This is a genomic window from Streptomyces sp. NPDC048506, from assembly GCF_040651315.1.
Taxonomy (GTDB): domain Bacteria; phylum Actinomycetota; class Actinomycetes; order Streptomycetales; family Streptomycetaceae; genus Streptomyces.
On sequence record NZ_JBEZIX010000009.1, the window covers coordinates 82053 to 99401 of the forward strand.

Annotated in this window: 22 protein-coding genes and 2 pseudogenes; 8 read left to right on the top strand and 16 right to left on the bottom strand. The window is 65.3% G+C overall.

Going from position 1 to position 17349, the window contains the following annotated elements; all coding sequences use genetic code 11:
• Positions 1 to 20: 20 nt before the first annotated feature.
• Positions 21 to 620: a DUF4254 domain-containing protein gene (locus AB0C96_RS09475; protein WP_362915377.1), complete on the bottom strand. Its 600-nt coding sequence runs from the start codon at positions 618 to 620 to the stop codon at positions 21 to 23.
• Positions 621 to 1021: 401 nt separating this feature from the next.
• Between AB0C96_RS09475 and AB0C96_RS09480 the strand changes: the two genes are divergently transcribed.
• Both AB0C96_RS09480 and AB0C96_RS09485 read left to right on the top strand, forming a co-directional pair.
• A complete protein-coding gene (locus AB0C96_RS09480; RefSeq protein WP_362915379.1) occupies positions 1022 to 1672 on the top strand; it encodes an HAD family hydrolase in 651 nt (216 codons plus the stop codon).
• A gap of 12 nt (positions 1673 to 1684) precedes the next feature.
• On the top strand, positions 1685 to 2554 hold the full coding sequence (locus AB0C96_RS09485) for a DUF1932 domain-containing protein (protein ID WP_362915381.1): 870 nt from the start codon (positions 1685 to 1687) through the stop codon (positions 2552 to 2554).
• 24 nt (positions 2555 to 2578) lie between these two features.
• Here the strand turns inward: AB0C96_RS09485 and AB0C96_RS09490 are convergent, their stop codons facing one another.
• Together AB0C96_RS09490 and AB0C96_RS09495 are read right to left on the bottom strand one after the other, a co-directional pair.
• Positions 2579 to 3130 carry a guanylate kinase gene (locus AB0C96_RS09490; RefSeq protein WP_362915383.1) on the bottom strand — a complete coding sequence of 184 codons (552 nt, stop codon included), beginning with the start codon at positions 3128 to 3130 and terminating at the stop codon, positions 2579 to 2581.
• A complete protein-coding gene (locus AB0C96_RS09495; protein WP_362915385.1) occupies positions 3127 to 4167 on the bottom strand; it encodes an AAA family ATPase in 1041 nt (346 codons plus the stop codon). Before AB0C96_RS09495 ends, AB0C96_RS09490 begins: the two co-directional genes overlap by 4 nt.
• A 424-nt stretch (positions 4168 to 4591) precedes the next feature.
• Here AB0C96_RS09495 and AB0C96_RS09500 point away from each other — a divergent pair, with 424 nt between their 5' ends.
• Positions 4592 to 4810: a helix-turn-helix transcriptional regulator gene (locus AB0C96_RS09500; protein ID WP_362915594.1), complete on the top strand. Its 219-nt coding sequence runs from the start codon at positions 4592 to 4594 to the stop codon at positions 4808 to 4810.
• 40 nt (positions 4811 to 4850) lie between these two features.
• Here AB0C96_RS09500 and AB0C96_RS09505 read toward each other — a convergent pair.
• Positions 4851 to 5563: pseudogene (locus AB0C96_RS09505) on the bottom strand (creatininase family protein).
• A gap of 305 nt (positions 5564 to 5868) precedes the next feature.
• Here AB0C96_RS09505 and AB0C96_RS09510 point away from each other — a divergent pair.
• The 3 genes from AB0C96_RS09510 to AB0C96_RS09520 all read left to right on the top strand — a co-directional run bounded on the left by AB0C96_RS09510 (position 5869) and on the right by AB0C96_RS09520 (position 8385).
• Positions 5869 to 7101, top strand: coding sequence for a helix-turn-helix domain-containing protein (locus AB0C96_RS09510; RefSeq protein ID WP_362915387.1), 1233 nt, complete (start codon positions 5869 to 5871; stop codon positions 7099 to 7101).
• Between the two features lie 5 nt (positions 7102 to 7106).
• Positions 7107 to 7661, top strand: coding sequence for a flavoprotein (locus AB0C96_RS09515; RefSeq protein ID WP_362915389.1), 555 nt, complete (start codon positions 7107 to 7109; stop codon positions 7659 to 7661).
• Positions 7662 to 8082: 421 nt separating this feature from the next.
• Positions 8083 to 8385, top strand: coding sequence for a helix-turn-helix transcriptional regulator (locus AB0C96_RS09520; RefSeq protein ID WP_362915391.1), 303 nt, complete (start codon positions 8083 to 8085; stop codon positions 8383 to 8385).
• Positions 8386 to 8482: 97 nt separating this feature from the next.
• Here the strand turns inward: AB0C96_RS09520 and AB0C96_RS09525 are convergent.
• The 6 genes and pseudogenes from AB0C96_RS09525 to AB0C96_RS09550 form a co-directional block, all read right to left on the bottom strand.
• Positions 8483 to 8677: pseudogene (locus AB0C96_RS09525) on the bottom strand (phytanoyl-CoA dioxygenase); the annotation flags it as partial.
• 144 nt (positions 8678 to 8821) lie between these two features.
• The gene (locus AB0C96_RS09530) at positions 8822 to 9280 is read right to left on the bottom strand and encodes an NUDIX domain-containing protein (RefSeq protein WP_362915393.1); all 459 of its coding nucleotides are present in this window, start codon (positions 9278 to 9280) and stop codon (positions 8822 to 8824) included.
• Positions 9281 to 9348: 68 nt separating this feature from the next.
• Positions 9349 to 10053, bottom strand: coding sequence for a nucleotidyltransferase domain-containing protein (locus tag AB0C96_RS09535; RefSeq protein WP_362915395.1), 705 nt, complete (start codon positions 10051 to 10053; stop codon positions 9349 to 9351).
• 279 nt (positions 10054 to 10332) lie between these two features.
• Positions 10333 to 10650 (bottom strand): hypothetical protein, encoded by a 318-nt coding sequence (locus AB0C96_RS09540; RefSeq protein ID WP_362915397.1) that lies wholly within the window; start codon positions 10648 to 10650, stop codon positions 10333 to 10335.
• A gap of 98 nt (positions 10651 to 10748) precedes the next feature.
• On the bottom strand, positions 10749 to 11702 hold the full coding sequence (locus AB0C96_RS09545; RefSeq protein ID WP_362915398.1) for an IS481 family transposase: 954 nt from the start codon (positions 11700 to 11702) through the stop codon (positions 10749 to 10751).
• A gap of 76 nt (positions 11703 to 11778) precedes the next feature.
• A complete protein-coding gene (locus tag AB0C96_RS09550) occupies positions 11779 to 12231 on the bottom strand; it encodes a hypothetical protein (RefSeq protein ID WP_362915400.1) in 453 nt (150 codons plus the stop codon).
• A 437-nt stretch (positions 12232 to 12668) separates the two neighbouring features.
• Between AB0C96_RS09550 and AB0C96_RS09555 the strand changes: the two genes are divergently transcribed.
• Positions 12669 to 13016 carry a hypothetical protein gene (locus AB0C96_RS09555; protein ID WP_362915402.1) on the top strand — a complete coding sequence of 116 codons (348 nt, stop codon included), beginning with the start codon at positions 12669 to 12671 and terminating at the stop codon, positions 13014 to 13016.
• Between the two features lie 150 nt (positions 13017 to 13166).
• Here AB0C96_RS09555 and AB0C96_RS09560 read toward each other — a convergent pair whose 3' ends face one another.
• Entirely contained in the window at positions 13167 to 13493 is a 327-nt protein-coding gene (locus tag AB0C96_RS09560; protein WP_362915404.1) for an Lsr2 family protein, read from the bottom strand.
• A gap of 361 nt (positions 13494 to 13854) precedes the next feature.
• On the bottom strand, positions 13855 to 14235 hold the full coding sequence (locus tag AB0C96_RS09565; RefSeq protein WP_362915596.1) for a GNAT family N-acetyltransferase: 381 nt from the start codon (positions 14233 to 14235) through the stop codon (positions 13855 to 13857).
• Positions 14236 to 14461: 226 nt separating this feature from the next.
• Here AB0C96_RS09565 and AB0C96_RS09570 point away from each other — a divergent pair, with 226 nt between their 5' ends.
• Complete coding sequence (locus AB0C96_RS09570; protein WP_362915406.1) at positions 14462 to 15211, top strand: phytanoyl-CoA dioxygenase family protein; 750 nt, start codon at positions 14462 to 14464, stop codon at positions 15209 to 15211.
• Positions 15212 to 15242: 31 nt separating this feature from the next.
• Here AB0C96_RS09570 and AB0C96_RS09575 read toward each other — a convergent pair whose 3' ends face one another.
• The 4 genes from AB0C96_RS09575 to AB0C96_RS09590 all read right to left on the bottom strand — a co-directional run bounded on the left by AB0C96_RS09575 (position 15243) and on the right by AB0C96_RS09590 (position 17318).
• Positions 15243 to 15563 carry a hypothetical protein gene (locus tag AB0C96_RS09575; protein ID WP_362915408.1) on the bottom strand — a complete coding sequence of 107 codons (321 nt, stop codon included), beginning with the start codon at positions 15561 to 15563 and terminating at the stop codon, positions 15243 to 15245.
• 68 nt (positions 15564 to 15631) lie between these two features.
• Positions 15632 to 15835: a hypothetical protein gene (locus AB0C96_RS09580; RefSeq protein WP_362915410.1), complete on the bottom strand. Its 204-nt coding sequence runs from the start codon at positions 15833 to 15835 to the stop codon at positions 15632 to 15634.
• Positions 15836 to 15843: 8 nt separating this feature from the next.
• Positions 15844 to 16893 (bottom strand): major capsid protein, encoded by a 1050-nt coding sequence (locus AB0C96_RS09585; RefSeq protein ID WP_362915412.1) that lies wholly within the window; start codon positions 16891 to 16893, stop codon positions 15844 to 15846.
• Complete coding sequence (locus tag AB0C96_RS09590; protein WP_362915414.1) at positions 16890 to 17318, bottom strand: head decoration protein; 429 nt, start codon at positions 17316 to 17318, stop codon at positions 16890 to 16892. The genes AB0C96_RS09585 and AB0C96_RS09590 overlap by 4 nt, the downstream gene beginning before the upstream one ends.
• Between the last annotated feature and the right edge of the window lie 31 nt (positions 17319 to 17349).

The window sequence follows — 17349 nt, forward strand, 5'->3', positions numbered from 1 at the left end:
GAAGAGCAACACGACCGCGCTCATCGTCCGGGCTTCCCGTAGAGCTTCATGCGCTCAGGTCGGGGCGTGCGCCGTCGGCCGGAGGCAAGGTCCTCACAAGCGACCGCGATAGACCACACGAGATCGTCACGCTGACGACGCAGAATCGCGACACGTTCCACCGCGCCGGCGTCATCCTCAATGAGTTGCTCGGTATGCATGATCCGCAGCGTCTCCACCGAGAGGCGGTCCAACGCCGAGCCGATCGACTCCGTAAGGGGAGGCACGTCTTGGTCCGCGCCCCACGCCGCATCAAAGATTCGATCGATCTGCTCGATGAATTTGTGGCGACGGCTGTTGAGTTCGTCGATCTCCCGCTTGATGGCCGGAATCTCCCTGTCCCCAGCTCGCCGCACCCGATCTTCGGCGTCCCACTGCCGGCTGTTGTTCGCATGCAGCCGGTTCAACGGCTCCAGCAACTCCGGCGAGCAAGGAAACGGCATCCCGGCGAGAGCATCCTCGCACCATCCACGTTGCTCATTTGTCATGTCGAGGTAGGAATTACCCTGAATCATTACAGTTCGCGGATCTTGTACACGCTCACCCGTATCTCGATCCAGCTGAGCAGGCATCTTGGTCATCAGCGGTATCCCCCTTCGGTATCTCGTTAGGTCAGCCCCTGCCGACGGTCATGGGAGACAGCCGTGAGCGTGAGCGGAGGGTGGATGCAAGAGTGGCTCATCGGCGCGAGTCGATCACATTACCGTTGTGATATGCGCATGACCTGTGCGCCAGTCGATCGCCGAAGGGCTGAGCAGCGACCCGGTGAACGGCACGGTATAGAGCCGAACTTGGCGAATCAGGTCTGTCTTGTCGTAGACGCGCCCCCGTCGAATGTCGCCTCGTGGGCAAGTCGCCACACCGGCTGCTCGCGTTCTAGTCATGCCCTGGGGCCGGTCAGCCCACGCTGCGCGAGACCTCGTCATCATGGCGCCCAACTGCGCGTTCCGGACTACTCACGGGTCCCGTAAGGTCTGCTTCCATGCAACGGTTGGCGATCTTCGATCTTGATAACACCCTTGTTGACCGCCAAGGTCCCCTGACCGACTGGGTCTCGGAATTCTCCTCACAGTACGCACTGAATGATCTTGATCGAGCGGATCTCCTCCAGTTGGTGCACGCGCGTGTCTACCCCTCGGCCTTCGAGGCGATCCGTGCGCAGTACGGCCTTGCCCCTTCGGCCGAGGCGTTGTGGCGTGACTACTGCGTATACATGGCGCGCTCGGTCACCTGCCCTGCTGATGTGCTTGAGGGCCTGTCCACGCTCCGACGCACCGGGTGGAAGGTCGCCATCGCCACGAACGGCACCACCGAGATCCAGACCGCGAAAGTGGCCATGTCGGGGATCGTCGCTCATGTTGATGCGGTGTGCGCCTCTGAGGCAGCCGGAGTGCGTAAGCCGGAGGTAGCGATGTTCGAGAAGGCAGCCGCCACCTGCGGAGCCGATATTGCACTCGGCGGCTGGATGATAGGCGACGGGGTGGACACCGACATCCGCGGTGGCAGAGCGGCCGGACTGCGCACCATCTGGATCAGCGGCAGCAGAACCTGGCCCGGGGGTGAAGTGGCGCCGGACCACGTCGCCCCCGATGTACGCCAAGCGATCGATCTGCTGCTCAGCACCGTGAGTTGAGAGGACATCGTCGTGGAGTCTGAAGCGATCACGGTTGGGCTGCTACATCCCGGCAGCATGGGCGCCGCCTTCGGAGCCCAGCTGCGAAGACGGAACGTGCGCGTGCTGTGGTGCGCGGACGGCCGCAGCAGCCGGTCCCGGTCCCGCGCCGAGGACGCCGGCCTCGAAGGCGTACAGAACCTGGCGCAACTGGTGTCGCGCGCCGATGTGCTGTTGTCTCTGTGCCCGCCTGCCGCCGCGGTGGACGTCGCACAGCAGGTGGCCGCCTGCGGGTTCGAAGGCCGGTTGTACATCGAGGCGAACGCGATCACACCGCGCCGCGTCAAGGATGTCGCAGAGCTTCTTCCGGGCGCGGTGGTCATTGACGGCGCGGTGGTCGGCTCCCCGCCAGCGGACGACAAGCAGCCCACGCTGTATCTGTCCGGAGAGCCTGACGGCTGCTCCCAGGCCACGGCCCTGTTCGCCGGCAGTGACGTGAAGACCCATGTGCTGGGCGCCGAGGTGGGAACCGCCTCTGCCCTGAAGTTGTCGTACTCGAGCTACCAGAAGGCCTCCCGTGTCCTGGCGGCCCTCGCCTACGGCGTCGCCGACGCCAGCGGTGTCGGCGATGAACTCCTCAAGATTGCCGGGAAGCGGGGTGGCAGCTACCTAACCGAGACCGGCTACATTCCTAAGACAGCCTCCCGCGCCTGGCGCTGGGGCCCTGAACTGGACGATGCAGCGGCACTGCTGCGAGAGGCTGGCCTGCCAGATGACCTCATGCGAGCAGCCAGCCGAGTTCTCTACAAGTGGTCGGACGCCCGCGACCGCGAGCTCACCGTCGCCGAGGCGCTCTCGCTCCTGCAGACCGACCCTGACCGCGAGGGATACGACGAACCGTAGGCGCGTGCATGGCTCCGCCGGTGTTCAGCTGCCGCGGCGAACCAGGCGATCAATGTCTTGCGCTGCCTCCGTGGGAGACATGGCGTCGGTATCAAGCCGCAAGTCCCAGGCGAAATCCGCGCTGGCCGCGACGTCTTGGGCCGTGGCATCCCAGGCAGCCAGGCGGGCCTCGGTGTCGCTGTCGCCGCGTCCCTTGGAACGGATCGCGGTGCTCTCCCGCGAACACCACAGCAACACCCGGGACCACGAGGCGGGGAACTTCTCCACCACCACCTCAAGACCCGCGATCTGCCCGAGATGCAGGATGGGAATGCGCCCGTCCTGCATGGCCTCGGTAAGGCCCGGGCGGTCAACGAGGTAGATGTTGCCGTACCTGTCGTTGCGGTAGATCACGTCCTCGCGTGCCTCAAGCTCCGCCAGCTGTTCGGCCGTCCCCATCCGGTAGCCACGGGTGCGGCCACTGCCGATCTTGAGACGCGTGAACGCGCTGTACGCGTCGTGGAGCTCGCACAGTGCCGCGGTGATGGTGTCCTTGCCGGACGCGGGCGGACCGTACAGCAGGATGCCCTGACTCATGCGAACACCGTCCCGAAGACCTGCCGAACCTGATCAGCAAGGGATATTGCCGCACCGAGCCGGTTGTCGACCACCAAGTGCTGTACGACGGGTCGCAGCTCCGGATCGACCGTCGCGGAGTACTCGTCCCAGTTCTGTAGCTTCCAGCTGTCGCGGGCTGCCGAGCGGAAGCTGATGTACTCGTGCATTGTCTCAAGGTCGCACTGGATCCAGATGACCGCCACGGTCACACCCCGCGCCTCGCACCGGTTGATCAGACGGCGCATCCACCGCTCATCGCTCACCTCAGCAACGAACGGTGCGGTGAGCACCGTGCTGATCGAACAGTCGACATTGGCGTAGGCGGTCTCCAGCAAGCACTGGTACTCCAAGGGCCGCACCTTCTCCCGGTATGCCGGGGAGTGGCGGTCGTTTGGATCGCTCCCCATCTCCACCAGCAGCCGCTCAACAAGCGGACGGGTGATGGGGTCCTTGTCGAGCACAGGCCATCCCGTGAGCCGCGAGATGAACCGCGAGAACTCGGACTTGCCGCTGCCGGCAAATCCGCCCACCATCAACAGCGTGGGCCGATTTGGATCGCCCCCAGTGTGGCGGCGTTTCCACGCGTCGATGATCCGCTGCTGAACTTCTTGGCCACTGCTGTCGGCGTCGCCCGGGGCTATCTGCAACACCGCGCGCTCAACGGCCAGCACGTGATCGCCAAGTGGCTCTGCCCCCGATGGGGTGAGCTGGAGGTGAGTCTGTTCACCGGGCAGTGCCTTACGGAATCCCAGTTCGGGCTCGGTGGCCCGGTACAGAAGACAGTAGGCCCGGCGGTAGTGCGGACCGGGATATACCTCGCCCTGCTCGTGCTGCCACAGCGTCTGGAAGTTCGCAGCTGGAACGGTGAGTCCAGCAGCGCGGGAAACTTCGCGGAGCCGCTCACCTGCGCCCTCAAGCGTCAGTCCGTGTGCTTCGCGCATGGCGTGAAGCTGCTCGGGACGCCACCCCGCGCGGCTCTTCGCCATGAGTGCTACCGCCTGACCGTTGCTCACCATGATCGGGACCTTAAGTCTGCCCCACGCGAAGGCATGTGTAAGCGGATGTTGAAAAGTCACGTCGCCCGATGATGAGCAGCTTCGCCAAGCACCAGTGATACTCCGCGGCGCCGAACACCGGTGTGATGGAGCCCACTCCGGCGGCGCGCCTGCCGGATCCAGGGTTGACCAGCCGGTGAAGGAGACGATCACAGTGTCGGGGCCGCGAACCACTGAGGTAGTTGGAACTGCGTGGGGCAATCGCCGGTGTATCGGCTGCCAGTGCCGCCTGAGCAGGTACAACAGTGACGACGTCTGTGCTGGCTGCGGTCGCAGCGGGACAGCAGAACAGCCTGCGCGCCCCTTCGTCCCACCCCGCGTCTGGGCTTACCAGGATGTCAGAGACGCCCTGGTTCACCGTGACTTCGGCACTCTCTGCCGGCTCATACGAGATCACGGACAACTCCGTCAGGAGGACATGGCCCTCCTTACAGGGCTGAGCCAGGCATTCCTGTCGCTGCTGGAGTCCGGACAGCGGCGCCTCACCAACATCGACCGGATCATCGTGCTCCTGGACGGATTGAACGCGCCCATTGATTTCACAGGGCCGATGTTGCGTCCTACGCCGATCGCTTCTGACCTACCTCTCCTCGCGGCATCGTGACCTCGGATCGGATGTAGCTGGGCGGGCCAGAGGGCTCTGATCAGCTTTCCTCGCCCAGAGCCTCGAGGTGATCAGCGAAGCCCTCCGCGAGGCTGGTCAAGATCGCCTTGCCCTTGCCCGCAGTGCCGTAGGAGGGGTAACCGATCACGCCGGATTCCGTGTAGGCGCCCATCCCGAGAGTCAGAAGAAAGCGTCGATGGCCGCCATCGTGATCGGCGCTCTCATAGCCGGGCCGCACCAGCTCCGGCGCCGCATGCAGGAGAAGGGAGGTCTCGACCTCCCCGGCGTGCATGTCGCCGTGCCGGTCGGAGACCAGCTCTCCGTGCTGCCTCGCTCGCTCCCAGTCGGAGCTGAGAGGGAACAGCGACATGCAAGGCCCATCGACGTTCGCCTCCTGGACCACGTTGGAGAGCACGTAGTTCTCGTCGTGGCCGTTCACGATCACGAGCTTCTTGATCCCCGAGCGTGCGAGCGACGCCCGGATGTCCTCGATCACCGCGAACAACGTCTTGGCGCTGATGCTGACCGTGCCTGGCCAGGATCCGTGCTCGTGGCTGCACGACACCGTCACCGGCGGAAGCAAATGCACCGGATGGGCGTCTGCGATCTCGTGGGCGATGATGAGGCGATAGCCGTGTCCGTGATCAACGGCAGGTAGCGGCCGTGCTGCTCGAACGAACCTACGGGCAGGACAGCCACGCTCGGCTGCTGCTCCTCGATGTCGGTGCTCGTGGAGGTTGGCAGCAGGTTCACGGAACTCCTCGATGATCAGTACGTCTGTGCGCACTTCATGATCTGGCGTTGGGCTCGGCTCGGAGACTTCCACTGCGTTGCGCAGCCACGCAAGTAGTGCCCCAGGGCATCGAGCGTGCGCTGTGATGGCGGACGTGCAACGCTCTGGCGCCTCGTGGACTCGTGGCCGGACAAAGTGTCCGGCCCGTTCCAGCCCCGACAGCGGATGTTGAGCACAGCACCCGCAGCCCGAATCGCTCCCTGATCTCGCGGCCTGCTCGGCCGCTACCGTGAATGACAGACCCAAAGTGGGGGAGGCAGCGCGCATGCGTGGTCTTGGAGATCACCTCAGCATCGGAGAGCGGATCGCGTTCTACCGCGAGCGCCGGGGCTATACGCAGCCTGTCCTCGCCGGTCTCGTCGGGCACAGCACCGACTGGCTGTCGAAGATCGAGCGAGGCGTGCGGAAGCCGCCCCGGATCGACAAGCTCGCCGAGCTCGCCCGTGTACTGCGTGTCCCGCTCGGCGACTTGATGGGTCAGCCCGTCCTCCTGGAGGACGAGGAAAAGCACATGGACGACGTACCGGCCGTCCGTGACGCGCTGATGAGCCCGCGGCGGCTCTCCAAGCTGCTGTTCGGTCCCACGGCGGAGCGGCAGTTCCCGCGGCCGGACCAGGCGCAGGTCTTCGTCGAGCGCAGCTGGGGCGACTACCAGGCCGGCGTTCTTGGCGACGTCATCGCCGCCCTGCCCGGTCTCCTCAGGACCGCCCAGGAGCTGGAAGACCTTCCGCCTGGCGATCAGCGGAAACGCGGTCTCGCCATCTCGGCTCGCACGCATCACCTGGCGGCGACCACCCTCGCCAAGATCGGCGAGTCCGACCTGTCGTGGCTCGCGGCCGAGCGCGCCATGCGCGCCGCCGACGAATCCGAGGACCCGCTGTCGCTCGTCTCCGCCGCCCGCTCCGGTACGCACGCACTGCTGGCCAACGGGCGCTACGAGGACGCCCTCGAACTCGGCGATACCGCGGCGGCCTGGCTCGCCAGGCAGGTGCGCGACGACGACCCGGCCGCCTTGAGCCTGCTTGGCATGATTCATCTGCGAGCCGCTGTGGCCGCCGCACGTCACCAGGATCGCCCCACCGCCAACTCCCTGCTGGATAAGGCGCAGCGGCTCGCCGACCAGCTCGGTTCCGACGAGAACCACTGGCAGACCTGCTTCGGTCCGACGAACGTCGAACTGCACCGCCTGTCGATCGAGCTTGACCTGGAGAACATCCCGTACGTCGTCGAGCATGGCGTCATCGACGTCTCCCATATGCCGGCGGAACGCGCCGTGTCCCACCGCATCGACTACGCCCGCGGCCTCTGCCTCAGGGGTCGCGTCGACGAGTCCTTCAGGGAGCTGCGGGAGGCCGAACGCACCTCGCCGCAGATCGTGCGGAACAATCCACGCGTACGCGAGACCCTTCGCGACCTGAGGAAGCAGTCCCCGGTCACGGGCGGCAGCCACTCGTCCGAGCTGCTGGCCATGGCCCAACGATGCAGGGCGGTGCAGTGAGTTCGATGCAGGGCAAGGTGCTGGGCGTCGTCGGATCGAGCGCCGGCGGGATCGAGGAACTGCGTACAGGGCTCGTGGTCCCGGCGCTCGAACAGGGCTGGACGGTCGCGGTCACTCTCACGCCAACCGCAGATCAGTGGCTCCGCGCGAGCGGGGAGACCATGGAGCTCGAAGGGCTGACTGGCCTCCCCGTACGGGCCGAATCACGCCTGCCGGGTGACTCCCGGCCCCATCCGCCAGTGGACTGCTACGTCGTCGCCCCGGCGAGTGCCAACACCGTCACCAAGCTCGCCCTGGGGATCTCAGACAACCAGGCGTTGACACAGGTCAACGAAGCCATCGGGACACTGAACCTCCCGGTAGTCGTCTGGCCCCGGGTGAACGCCGCGCATACTCGCCACCCCGCATGGGAGGGACACATCAAAGCCCTTCACGATTCAGGGGTGCGATTGATCTACGGACACGAGGTATGGCCACTCGCCGAGCCGCGGGCTGGGATGCCAGGGCGCCGGTACCCGTGGGATGCCGTACTGGACGAGGCCAGCAGGGCCATTCCCTAACATCCCATCAATAGGCCGGGAAGTAAGAGAAATTGGACCCGGACAGTCTGTCCGGGCCCTTCGCCTTGACTGGCGCCAGTCTGAGGGCATCACCGATTACCGGAGGGGACGGATGCCCGATCAGGGACTGCCCACGGTGCTCCCCGGCGCGAAGACCTGGGGCGGCAGATCCTACAGCTGCCCGAACGCACACACGGATGCGGTGGGTGGCAGTGACCACTCGCCTCGACGCACGTCAGACGCCGCCCTATCGCCGTCGGGCACGGAGCACATCGTCACGAGCGCCGCGAGAAGCACTCCCCCACCAGCCGACGGCACCCGGCTCTGTAGCCTCTGTCGATGCCGTCTCAGCCGGTACAACAGGGAAGACCTGTGTTCCGGTTGTAGCCGCGACAACCGGCCGATCGCGCGCAGCGTCCCCATGGACATCTGGCAGTTACCTGATGTCCGGCAGGCCTTGGTCAACCGCGAATTCGGGTGCATGTGCCAGTTGATCAGACAGCACGGTGGGGTGCGCCAAGACGACATAGCCGCAATCACCGGCCTGAGCCAAGCCTTCCTGTCGATGCTCGAGTCCGGAGCCCGCAAGCTGACCAACATCGACAAGATCATTCAACTGCTGGATGGTCTGCAAGCTCCACCAGAACTCACCGGACCGATACTGCGGCCTAGCATCCATCACCAGCCTCGTGGCTCTGCGCCGACGGCCCTCTCGCGGTGCTGACCTCGACGTATTCGTCGCGGCCTGCGAAGACAGCACCCCCCGGAACCTGCCAACACAACGTCGTAGCACTCAACCGGCACCTGTCCGGTTCGAAGATTCACTTGCCCAAACCGCGTCGGATGGCGAGCTCCACGGGCGAATAGCGGCCATCCGGGCGTTCGAGCCGATACTGCTCAGCCGGGTACAGCGGCGGCTGGGCCAGGAATCGCGGAGATGTCCCGCGGTGAGGCTGGGCAGCGTGCACCAGAAACGGGCGACACAGGTAGACGTCGCCGGCTTCACCCGTGGCCAGGACCTGCGGCAGGCGTGCGGTCCCCTCGAACAGGCTCTGAAGATCACGGAATCGGGCATAGGGGCGGCGGAATCACATCCGCCAGAGCCATGGGGACGGCAGAACCGCTCCGCCGCCCCATGGCCATCCAGTCTCTCGGGGCACCTAGCTGCGGCGGAGACGGTGGTCAAGTTCCCACAACGCTGTGCGGTTGGAGTCCCAACGCACCGCCGACATTGCCTCGTTGAGGGTGAGCCAGCTGTACTCGGTGTGCTCGCTGGACAGCGCCAACGTTGCTGCGTTGGCTCGGACACCGAAGGCATGCTCGGGAATCACCAAGACCTCCGGCCCCCACGTGAACTCGCCAGTGACACTCACCACTGGAATCGTCGCCCGCGCATCCAGTTCGATGAACTCGAAGTTGCCGGCTAGGCCAGCTTCTTCGGCTGCCTCTCGCTTGGCGGCCTGTAGCGGTGTTTCTCCCGCCTCACCACCACCAGCCACTCCCTGCCAGTAGGCGCCCTCCGAGCGGCGGAACAAGGCGTAGAGCAGCCCTCCCTCAGTCTGCCGGTACGGCAGCACCAACACCTGGAACGGAGCCCGACCCTCCACAGCTTCAGCCATCGTTCCACGGTAGAGCCGGCGAGCCGCCTACGGTGCCGATGGGCCTACACCGCAGCCCGTCCCGCCCGTCACGGAGTTCCACCGCGCCGATACCCGGCCCACAATCGTCCGCCAGCCCGAGCCAGGATGTCGTCGACGACACCAGTAAGGGCATCGGTCTGCCCATTCAACGCCCCACGGACAGCGTGGTGCAGGCGCGCGTTGAGTCCAGGTGCTGCGGCCTCAAGGCGACGTGCCAGCCACTTCCCGCCGCCACCCCACGCCCCTTCGAGTGCCAGCGCCAACTCGCCCGTCCGTCTCGCTAGCTCTGAGGCGATGAACAGCCGCTCACCTTGATCGGTACACCCAGCGAGATCGTCCAGGAGATCCGTGATCGCATAGCGGAAGTCCTCGATCTCCTCCACTGTCGTCGCAGGTGGACCCGCGAGGGCCAGCTTCCTGGCTTCGGCAGCCAGACTCACACCGCGCCCATCCACGTCGAAGAGCAGCTCGCCGTCCGCGCACATCCACAGCAGGGGGGACCGGCGCTTGCGGATTTCCCGGTCTACGAATGCGTGCCAGGTCACTTCGGTGTGCACGAAGAGCTCCACGGGCCAAGCGCCGTACTGGAGGCTTTCTCTGTACGGAGCCGGCAGACCGTGCAACAGCACCACGATGTCCAGGTCGGACAAGGCCGTGCGGTGCTCCGTCAGCACACTGCCCCCCAGAAATGCCGCTCGAGCGGCAGGATGACGTTCCTCTACCACGGCGCGGGCAACGATAACCGGATCCATGCACCCACTATCGGCATCCAGAACGTGTCACGCATGTCGTTTCTTCAGACACTCGGGCGAGCCGTCGTACACATGCCTCACCGTTCGTACGCAACGACCGGTCGCCGAAACTGTCCACAGGCTGTGGATGTGCGCTGGTCTACCCCATGGTCGACTGCACCCCTGTGCGGGCGAGCTGTTGTCCGTTGCCTCCTGTGAACGTTGATCGCGTCGAGACCGCCCGCGCAGGCGCGAATGACAGACAAGGCGCTGCTTCGTCTCACCACGACAGTAGAGAGATCAACTGCGCACACTGCTTGCGCCACGCCATGCCTGCACTAGAGCCTCAACCGAGGCGAACCGGTAAGCAGGATCGCTGGCAGTGGCACGCTCAATGATCTCCAACTGTGGCGGCGAACCGCGCCATTCCTGCTCGTCATCGCCTGCATCCAGCAGCAGGCGCAGCGCCCGGCCGAGCACGAACACGGTCGTTCGGATATCGACGGTCGAGCCCCTGGTGAACTCCTCAGGGGCCATGAAGCGCCTCGACCCCGGCAGTCGATCGGCCTCCAGAATGAACGGGCCCGGTCGATACTCGTCCAAGTCGCACAGCGCCATGTGGTCGGATTCGAAGTCGTACAGCAGGCAGCCGTCGTAGAAGTCGACAGCGATGAGCCCCGCCGCCTCGACGGCCAGGTGCGCATCGAGGACCTGGTCTAGGTGTATTGCCTTGTGAGGTTGGGGACGCGGCTGGCGGGTGGTTGGCCTTTCAGCGCGGTGTGGCCGCGGTGGTGATTGTAGGTGTGCAGCCATTGCGGGAAGGCGTCGCGGCGTTCCTGCTCTGAGCGGTAGGGACGTGCGTAGGCCCACTCTTCCAGCAGGGTGCGGTTGAGGCGTTCGACCTTGCCGTTCGTCTGCGGCCGGTAGGGCCGGGTGCGTTTGTGGGTGATCCCGGCTGCTGCGAGGGCATCGCGCCAGGTGTGGGACTTGTAGCAGGATCCGTTGTCGGTCAAGACCCGTTCGACGGCGATGCCGCAGGTGGTGAAGAACGCCTGGGCCCGGGTCCAGAAGGCGGTGGCGGTTTCCTTCCTCTCGTCTGCGTGGATTTCGCTGTAGGCGAGGCGGGAGTGGTCGTCGACGGCGGTGTGGATGTAGCTGTAGCCGACTGCTGAGCGGGTCTTGCGGCCTGCTTGCCGGCCCAGGGTCTTGTGGCCGCCGCCGTCGGGGATGTTGCCGAGCTTCTTGATGTCGACGTGCACGAGTTCGCCTGGCCGGTCGCGTTCGTAGCGGCGTATGACACGGCCGGTGGCCCGGTCGAGATGTGTCAGGTGGGCCAGGCCGAAGCGGGACAGAACGCGGTGCACGGTCGAGGGCACCAGGCCCAGCAGATGCGCGATGCGGGCCGGTCCCCAACGGCGGGCCAGTCGCACCTTGATGATCCGCCGCTCGGTCCGGGTCGGGGTGCGCCGTGGGCTGTGATGTGGGCGGCTTGAGCGGTCGGTCATACCGGCCTGGCCGAAGAGGCGGTAGCGGCCGGCCCAGCGCTGAGCGGTTGTGGGTGAGACCTGGAAACGCTCGGCCGCCCGGCGCAGGGGCCAGCCGTCCTCAACGACGCAGCGGGCCAGACGCAGCCGTCCGGTCTCGGTCAGGGGTGCATTACGGTGGGGCACGAGGGCCTTTCTGGTCGCCGGTGCAGATCTCGCAATCCACACCAGGCCAGAAGGCCCTCACCCATTTCAAGATCTCTTAGCCGAGACCTGTCTCACCGTCCACAACCTCCCCGGACAGAACATCTAGGGCCCGGAGGATGACCGGGACCGGGAGTCTGCGGAACTGGGCCATCGGGCTGTCGGGAGCAGTGCGGCCGCCGTGGCGGGAGACGGTGGGGTGGTACAGGACTGTGCCGTCTACCCATGGGTAGACGAGAGCCAGTCCACCAGCGATGTCGAAGGAGTGTTGGAGGGGCACGATCGCCGGATGCTGGACGGCGGCATGGACCTTCACGGCGCGGCACAGCGAGGTTGTCGCTTCCGACTCGGTCGCGCCCTTCACGAACCACCGCTCGCCACCGATGGCGACCCCGTAAGACACACAGCCGGAGTCCTGCTCCCGGAAGGCATGGAAGACGGTGCCTATCTCTTCCAGATAGGGCTCCAACGCATCGACGGTTTCAGCATCCAGCAGCGGGTGGGGTGGCATGGTGCATGATCCTGCCAGCCCAGACGCATGCTCGCGCCCATATTTAATCCCGACCCGGGCTTCCACCGATCCCCAGGTTGCAGGGCCCGCTTGTTCCGGGTGTTTGCCTGGTCAGGGTTGGCGGATCGAGCAGCGGGGCCGGACTGATTGCCGCGCCCTTCGTCGGGCTGTGCGGACCTGCTGTCGAGCGAGTTGTAGCGTCATATGGGCGCCGATCAGAACATCTTGACGAGCCGCCTTGATTGCCATGCCTTGGACCGGATGCAGCAGCGTGGGTACATGCCGTCCGTGGTGGAAGATACGGTAAGAAACGACGAGGCCGTCCCCGGGAAAGCCCCCAACACGACGGCACACTACAATCATGCAGAAAACATGACCGTTATCACGAATACCGAGACAGGGCGTGTAGCGACGGTTTCCGGAGGGATCATCAAGCAATGAACAGTGAGACGGAGTGGTGGGCGAATCAACGCCACCTGGTGGAGCGTAGCCTGGCAGATTTCGATCGCCAGGAGTTGCCGCTCAATACTCTTGCTGACGACCTGATATCCTTCTCGGATTCGTTTGCCGATCGCGGGGAGGCCTCCATGGAGGGGTTCGCCCCACAATTGCATCTGCCCGCTGCGGAATGGCTGGAGGAGTTCCGGTCCGCGGCCTTCGGGGTGGAAGTCATCTTCTCGGTCGCTATCGACCAGAACTGGGATATTCTCCCTTCCGAGCAGGCCACGGCCCTCAATAATGAACTTGACCAGCTGGAGGAGCTCATCTCCCGACTTCCGATGTAATGGCATTTCGCCTTTACATCCGGCCCGCCGCCGGATTGTGGTCTTCGGCTACATAAGCGGCTGAGGAGCTTCAAGCAGCACAAGACGACGGAGGGCTCCGAATGCGAAGCCCTCCGTCGTATTGATATCTAGAATTCCACCTGCTCGCGCCTACTTTTTCGCTTTCTCGTATGCCTCACGGATTTCGGCAGGTACCCGCCCACGATCGCTCACCTGGTAGCCGCTCCCCCTCGCCCACGTCCTGATCGCCGCGGAGTCGTCACCACTGGTTGCGGCCCTGCGGGGCTTGCGAGCCCTTCCCGTCTTGCGGCCGGCCTTCAAGAATCGACCCATGGCCTCCATCAGATGGTCGTAGCTGTCGGGGCCCAAGTCGATCTCGTAGGCCACGCCGTCGATGGAAATGGTGTGGGTTGCGGCCTCAGGGGACTCTTCGCCCGTGAGGTCGTCCGTGTAGATGGTGACAATCTTCTGTGCCATGACTCAAAGTGTAGAGGCGCCTGTTGCTTCCATCTCCATAGCTGATCGCACGGTAACTTTCGGTAGACCGCCAAACGCCAGTCGGAAGCACGTTCAGGCAGTCGCGAAACTCGCGTGCAGGACGGTGCGATGTGCGTTGAGTCGGCCGAGAAGTCCTTCAGCCTGGGCAGGGCGCACGAGTCGAACTGCCCCGATTCTCCAGTGACTCGACCCGCAATTCGCGGCGCTGAGTTCGCCGTCGATGTCGTGGGCCCGATACTCAATTTCAACTCGTGCCGTCGGTCGATCGGTCGGTTCGGGCAAGGTCCACTCGCTCGATTGCTGTTGCCCGGTCCTGGGGCGGGCCGGGCAAGCTTCGTAGTCAGAGCTGCTGATCCAGGAGCATGTTCATTGGGCTGAAGCCTGCGGCTTGGTAGAACGCACGAGCGCCCTCGTTGAAGTACCAGACGTCCGTGACGAGGCGTCGGCAGCCTGCCGCGCGTCCCACTTCACGTACGGCTTCGAGTAGTGCCGCGCCGACACCACTGCGGGCAGCATCGGGGACTACGGCGATTTGATCCAGAGACACAATGACGTCTGAGTGCGTCAGAGCACTGCCAGGCCGGTTTTTGACTCGGGCGATGGCGTATCCGAGGGCTTTGCTTTCCGTCCCGTCGGCGAGGAGCACGGTGACTGATGGATCGGCTATCTGAGCTCGGAAGTGAGCCTCGACGGCATCCAGTTCGGGGGATGCAAGGAACAGGTCGGGACGTGTCGTTTGTGCAGGTCATGAACGATGTGGTTGAGGGTTGCGAGCTGGGCAACGTCGTCTGAAGAAGCGGTGCGAATCTGGATCACGTCGCTATCCTGGGCCGTTGCCCCTGTCGCTGCCATACGTTTTGGGCGTGGGCCAACGCACGTTCAGGCGTGCTCGTGCCAACCGGTAATCCGGTTGCTTGCGTCAGCATCTGGTTGGTGCACTCAAGGACATGTCGACCATCACCGATGGCATGAGGACAGCGTTCCGTCAGCAGGGCTTCGTGGTGATCCCCGAGGTCCTGGACTCCGAGCAGGTCGCTGTAGGGCACAAGCTGGTTACCGCGATGCTGGCAAAGCAGCCTCCAGCCGACGGTCACACCGGACCGCACTTCATGTTCCGGCGCTTCGGAAAGCAAGGCCATCCCCTGCTGGACTTCTACTGCGAGGTGGGAATCGGGGACCTGGCCGCACAGCTTCTGCGTGCGGACCTCACCGTTCAGGAGCCGGAAGGTGCGCAGGTAGCGACGACAATCCCGCCGTGGCCCCAGCAGCCCGGCCATCCGCACGTCGACGGGCTAACACCAACCGAGCCCGACGGCCGCCCCGGCACTTTCTCCCTGCTGGCCGGGGTGTGGCTGACCGACCACAGCCAGCCGCATCGCGGCAATCTGTGGCTCTGGCCGGGCACACACCTGCGGTTCGGGCAGTACCTCGCCGAACGCGGCGCCGATGCTCTCAAGTGGATCGATGAAATGGCCCCTGGCCCGTACCCGCGGATCGAACTCGGCGACCCGGTGCACGCAGTCGGCAAGGCCGGCAGCGTGCTGTTCACTCACTACCTCCTCGCCCACAACATCGGCGACCACGCCGGTACGGCCGACGATGCGCGGCGGGAGACGCTCTACTACCGACTCCATGCCAGCGGCCACCGCGATCGGTGGCGGGAAGCCGTCACAGACCCGCTCACCGAGTTCGCATGATCACAGTCTTTGCCAGGGGAGGGATGTGTGCTCACCGTCGGCGCCGAGCGCAGAGCTGGACGGTGGTGAGGAGGTCGTGGCCCGTGGCGGGCGGATCGTCGGGTGCGGTCTCGTCGGTGATTTGCGCGGCGCGGCGTTCGAGGGCGGCGACGTTGGCGGAGTTGTCGATGGTGGCGACGCCATTGACAGTGACTTTCAGCGGTTCGGCGACGAGCGCGGCGATCCGCTCGTGCAGGATTTCGAGGGCGACGGCTTTCGCTGAGCGCAGACGCTCGTACCGGGTCGTGAGGTCTTCGGCGTCGGTGTCTGGTCCGAGCTGGGCTTGAAGCCAGCGCAGTACGTCGATGTTCACGCAGTTCCTGTCAAAGAGGCGGCGGGGAGGAGCGCGGACTCGGCTCCTCCCCGCCGCGCAGGTTGGCCCTAGGCAGGCTTCGCCTTCCGGGCGGACTTACTGGGGGCTGACTCCTGGGAGGGCGGCTGTCCGGCCTCCCAGCAGCGCGGATTGGTGATCTGCTCGGCGATCGCCGGATCCGTGACCTGCTCGCCGGCGAGCAACACCACGGGGATGCGTTCGACCGGGTCGACGACGTGGACGGCGGCTACCAGGACGCCCAGGGAATTCACGGCGGAACTCACAGGACAGTCGCGGTGATGTGGCAGTCCGGCGAGTACAGGACCGGCATCGCCATCGCGGCACCCTTGGTCCAGATCTGCACCGGGTCGTCCTCGACGTCGCGGGTGATGACGATGCCCGGGGCGTCCTCCCGCTCGATCTGGGGGTTCGTGCCGCGCGACAGGGCCAGGGATTCGGTGGTGGTGCCGTACTGGGTCTGGCCCCACTTCGCTCGGTCCGGCGGAAGCATGATCCACCGGTCATCCGGCAGGACCCGCTTCGAGACGTCGTCCTGCCAGACCTGAGCCTTGTAGAACGTGACGGGCGGCAGACCGTAGGTACCTCGCACGGAGTTGATCTGTTCCGGGTTCAGCGTCGCAGTCGGGGTCTGTCCGCCAGCCGGCGTGCCGTAGTAAGCCGCCCGGTAGGACTGGTTGCTGGCCAGGTGCGACCACGCCTTACGGGAGGTGAGCACCATCTCCGGCGCGGGTGCGCCGATCGAGTCGAGGTAGTCGATCCACCGCAGCTCGTCCGCGATCGGATCGGCGTCCGGGGTGCTCCACGGCTTCGGCGCGGTCGGCATGTTGGCCTGCGGTACGCCGTAGTCGACCTCGACGGTCAGACCGTTCTCGCCAGCCAGGCTGAACTTGCCGTCCAGGAGCACATCGCCGGCAGCGAGCTCCAGACGGGAGCGGATCGCCTCGACGTGCCGCTCCACGTCGTCGTACAGGAGCTCCACCAGCCGGTCGTCGTCCGCGCCGCGGGAAGCGTCTAGGAGCAGCTGTTCCATCTCGCCGATCAGCAGCTTTTGGCCCAGCGCCGGAAGGGTGCCCTCGGTCTGGGTTGACTCGGCCTGCCGCTTCGCGAACGGTACGGACGAGTCGAAGGCACGGTAGGAGGCGGTGTTGACGCGTCGCTTGGACTGTCGGACCCGCCACTTCACGTCCTTCACCTGCGTCTCGGCGAACACCGACTGGGTGAGGAGGAAGTCAGCCGGGGTCGGGATGGAGCGGGCGTAGACCGTCAGGTCGGCGACGGATACGCCCTTGAGGAGGTCGGCGACGCTCATGCGCTCACCGCCCCGAGGAAGCGGATCTGTGCGGCCGTCGGGTTGAACGCAATCTTCGTGGGGTCGATGCCGCCGGGGATCTTGGCGGTCTTCACGGTGCCGTGCCAGAACAGCGCCGCGGGAACCTTGGTGGTGCTGGGCGTGAACGCCGCTTCGGCGTATACGAGGCCGGCGAGGGTCTCACGGCCGTCCTTTGCCGCAGGGTCGTACGGGCCGTAGAGGCCAGAGGCGGTGATGCGGCCGACCGGGACACCGGAGCGGACGTAACCGTGCGGCTGGCCCGCGGACGGCTCGACGTAGTGAGTGCCCTTGGCGAGCTTGGTCAGGTCGAGAGTGATGGTCTCCGTGGAGTCGGTGCCGTGCCGGGAGGCGAGCCAGTCCCGGTCAGCGGTCACCGTGACGGAGGTGGTGTACGGCTGGATCAACGCCGCTTCTCCTGGTGGTGCTGGTGCGGTC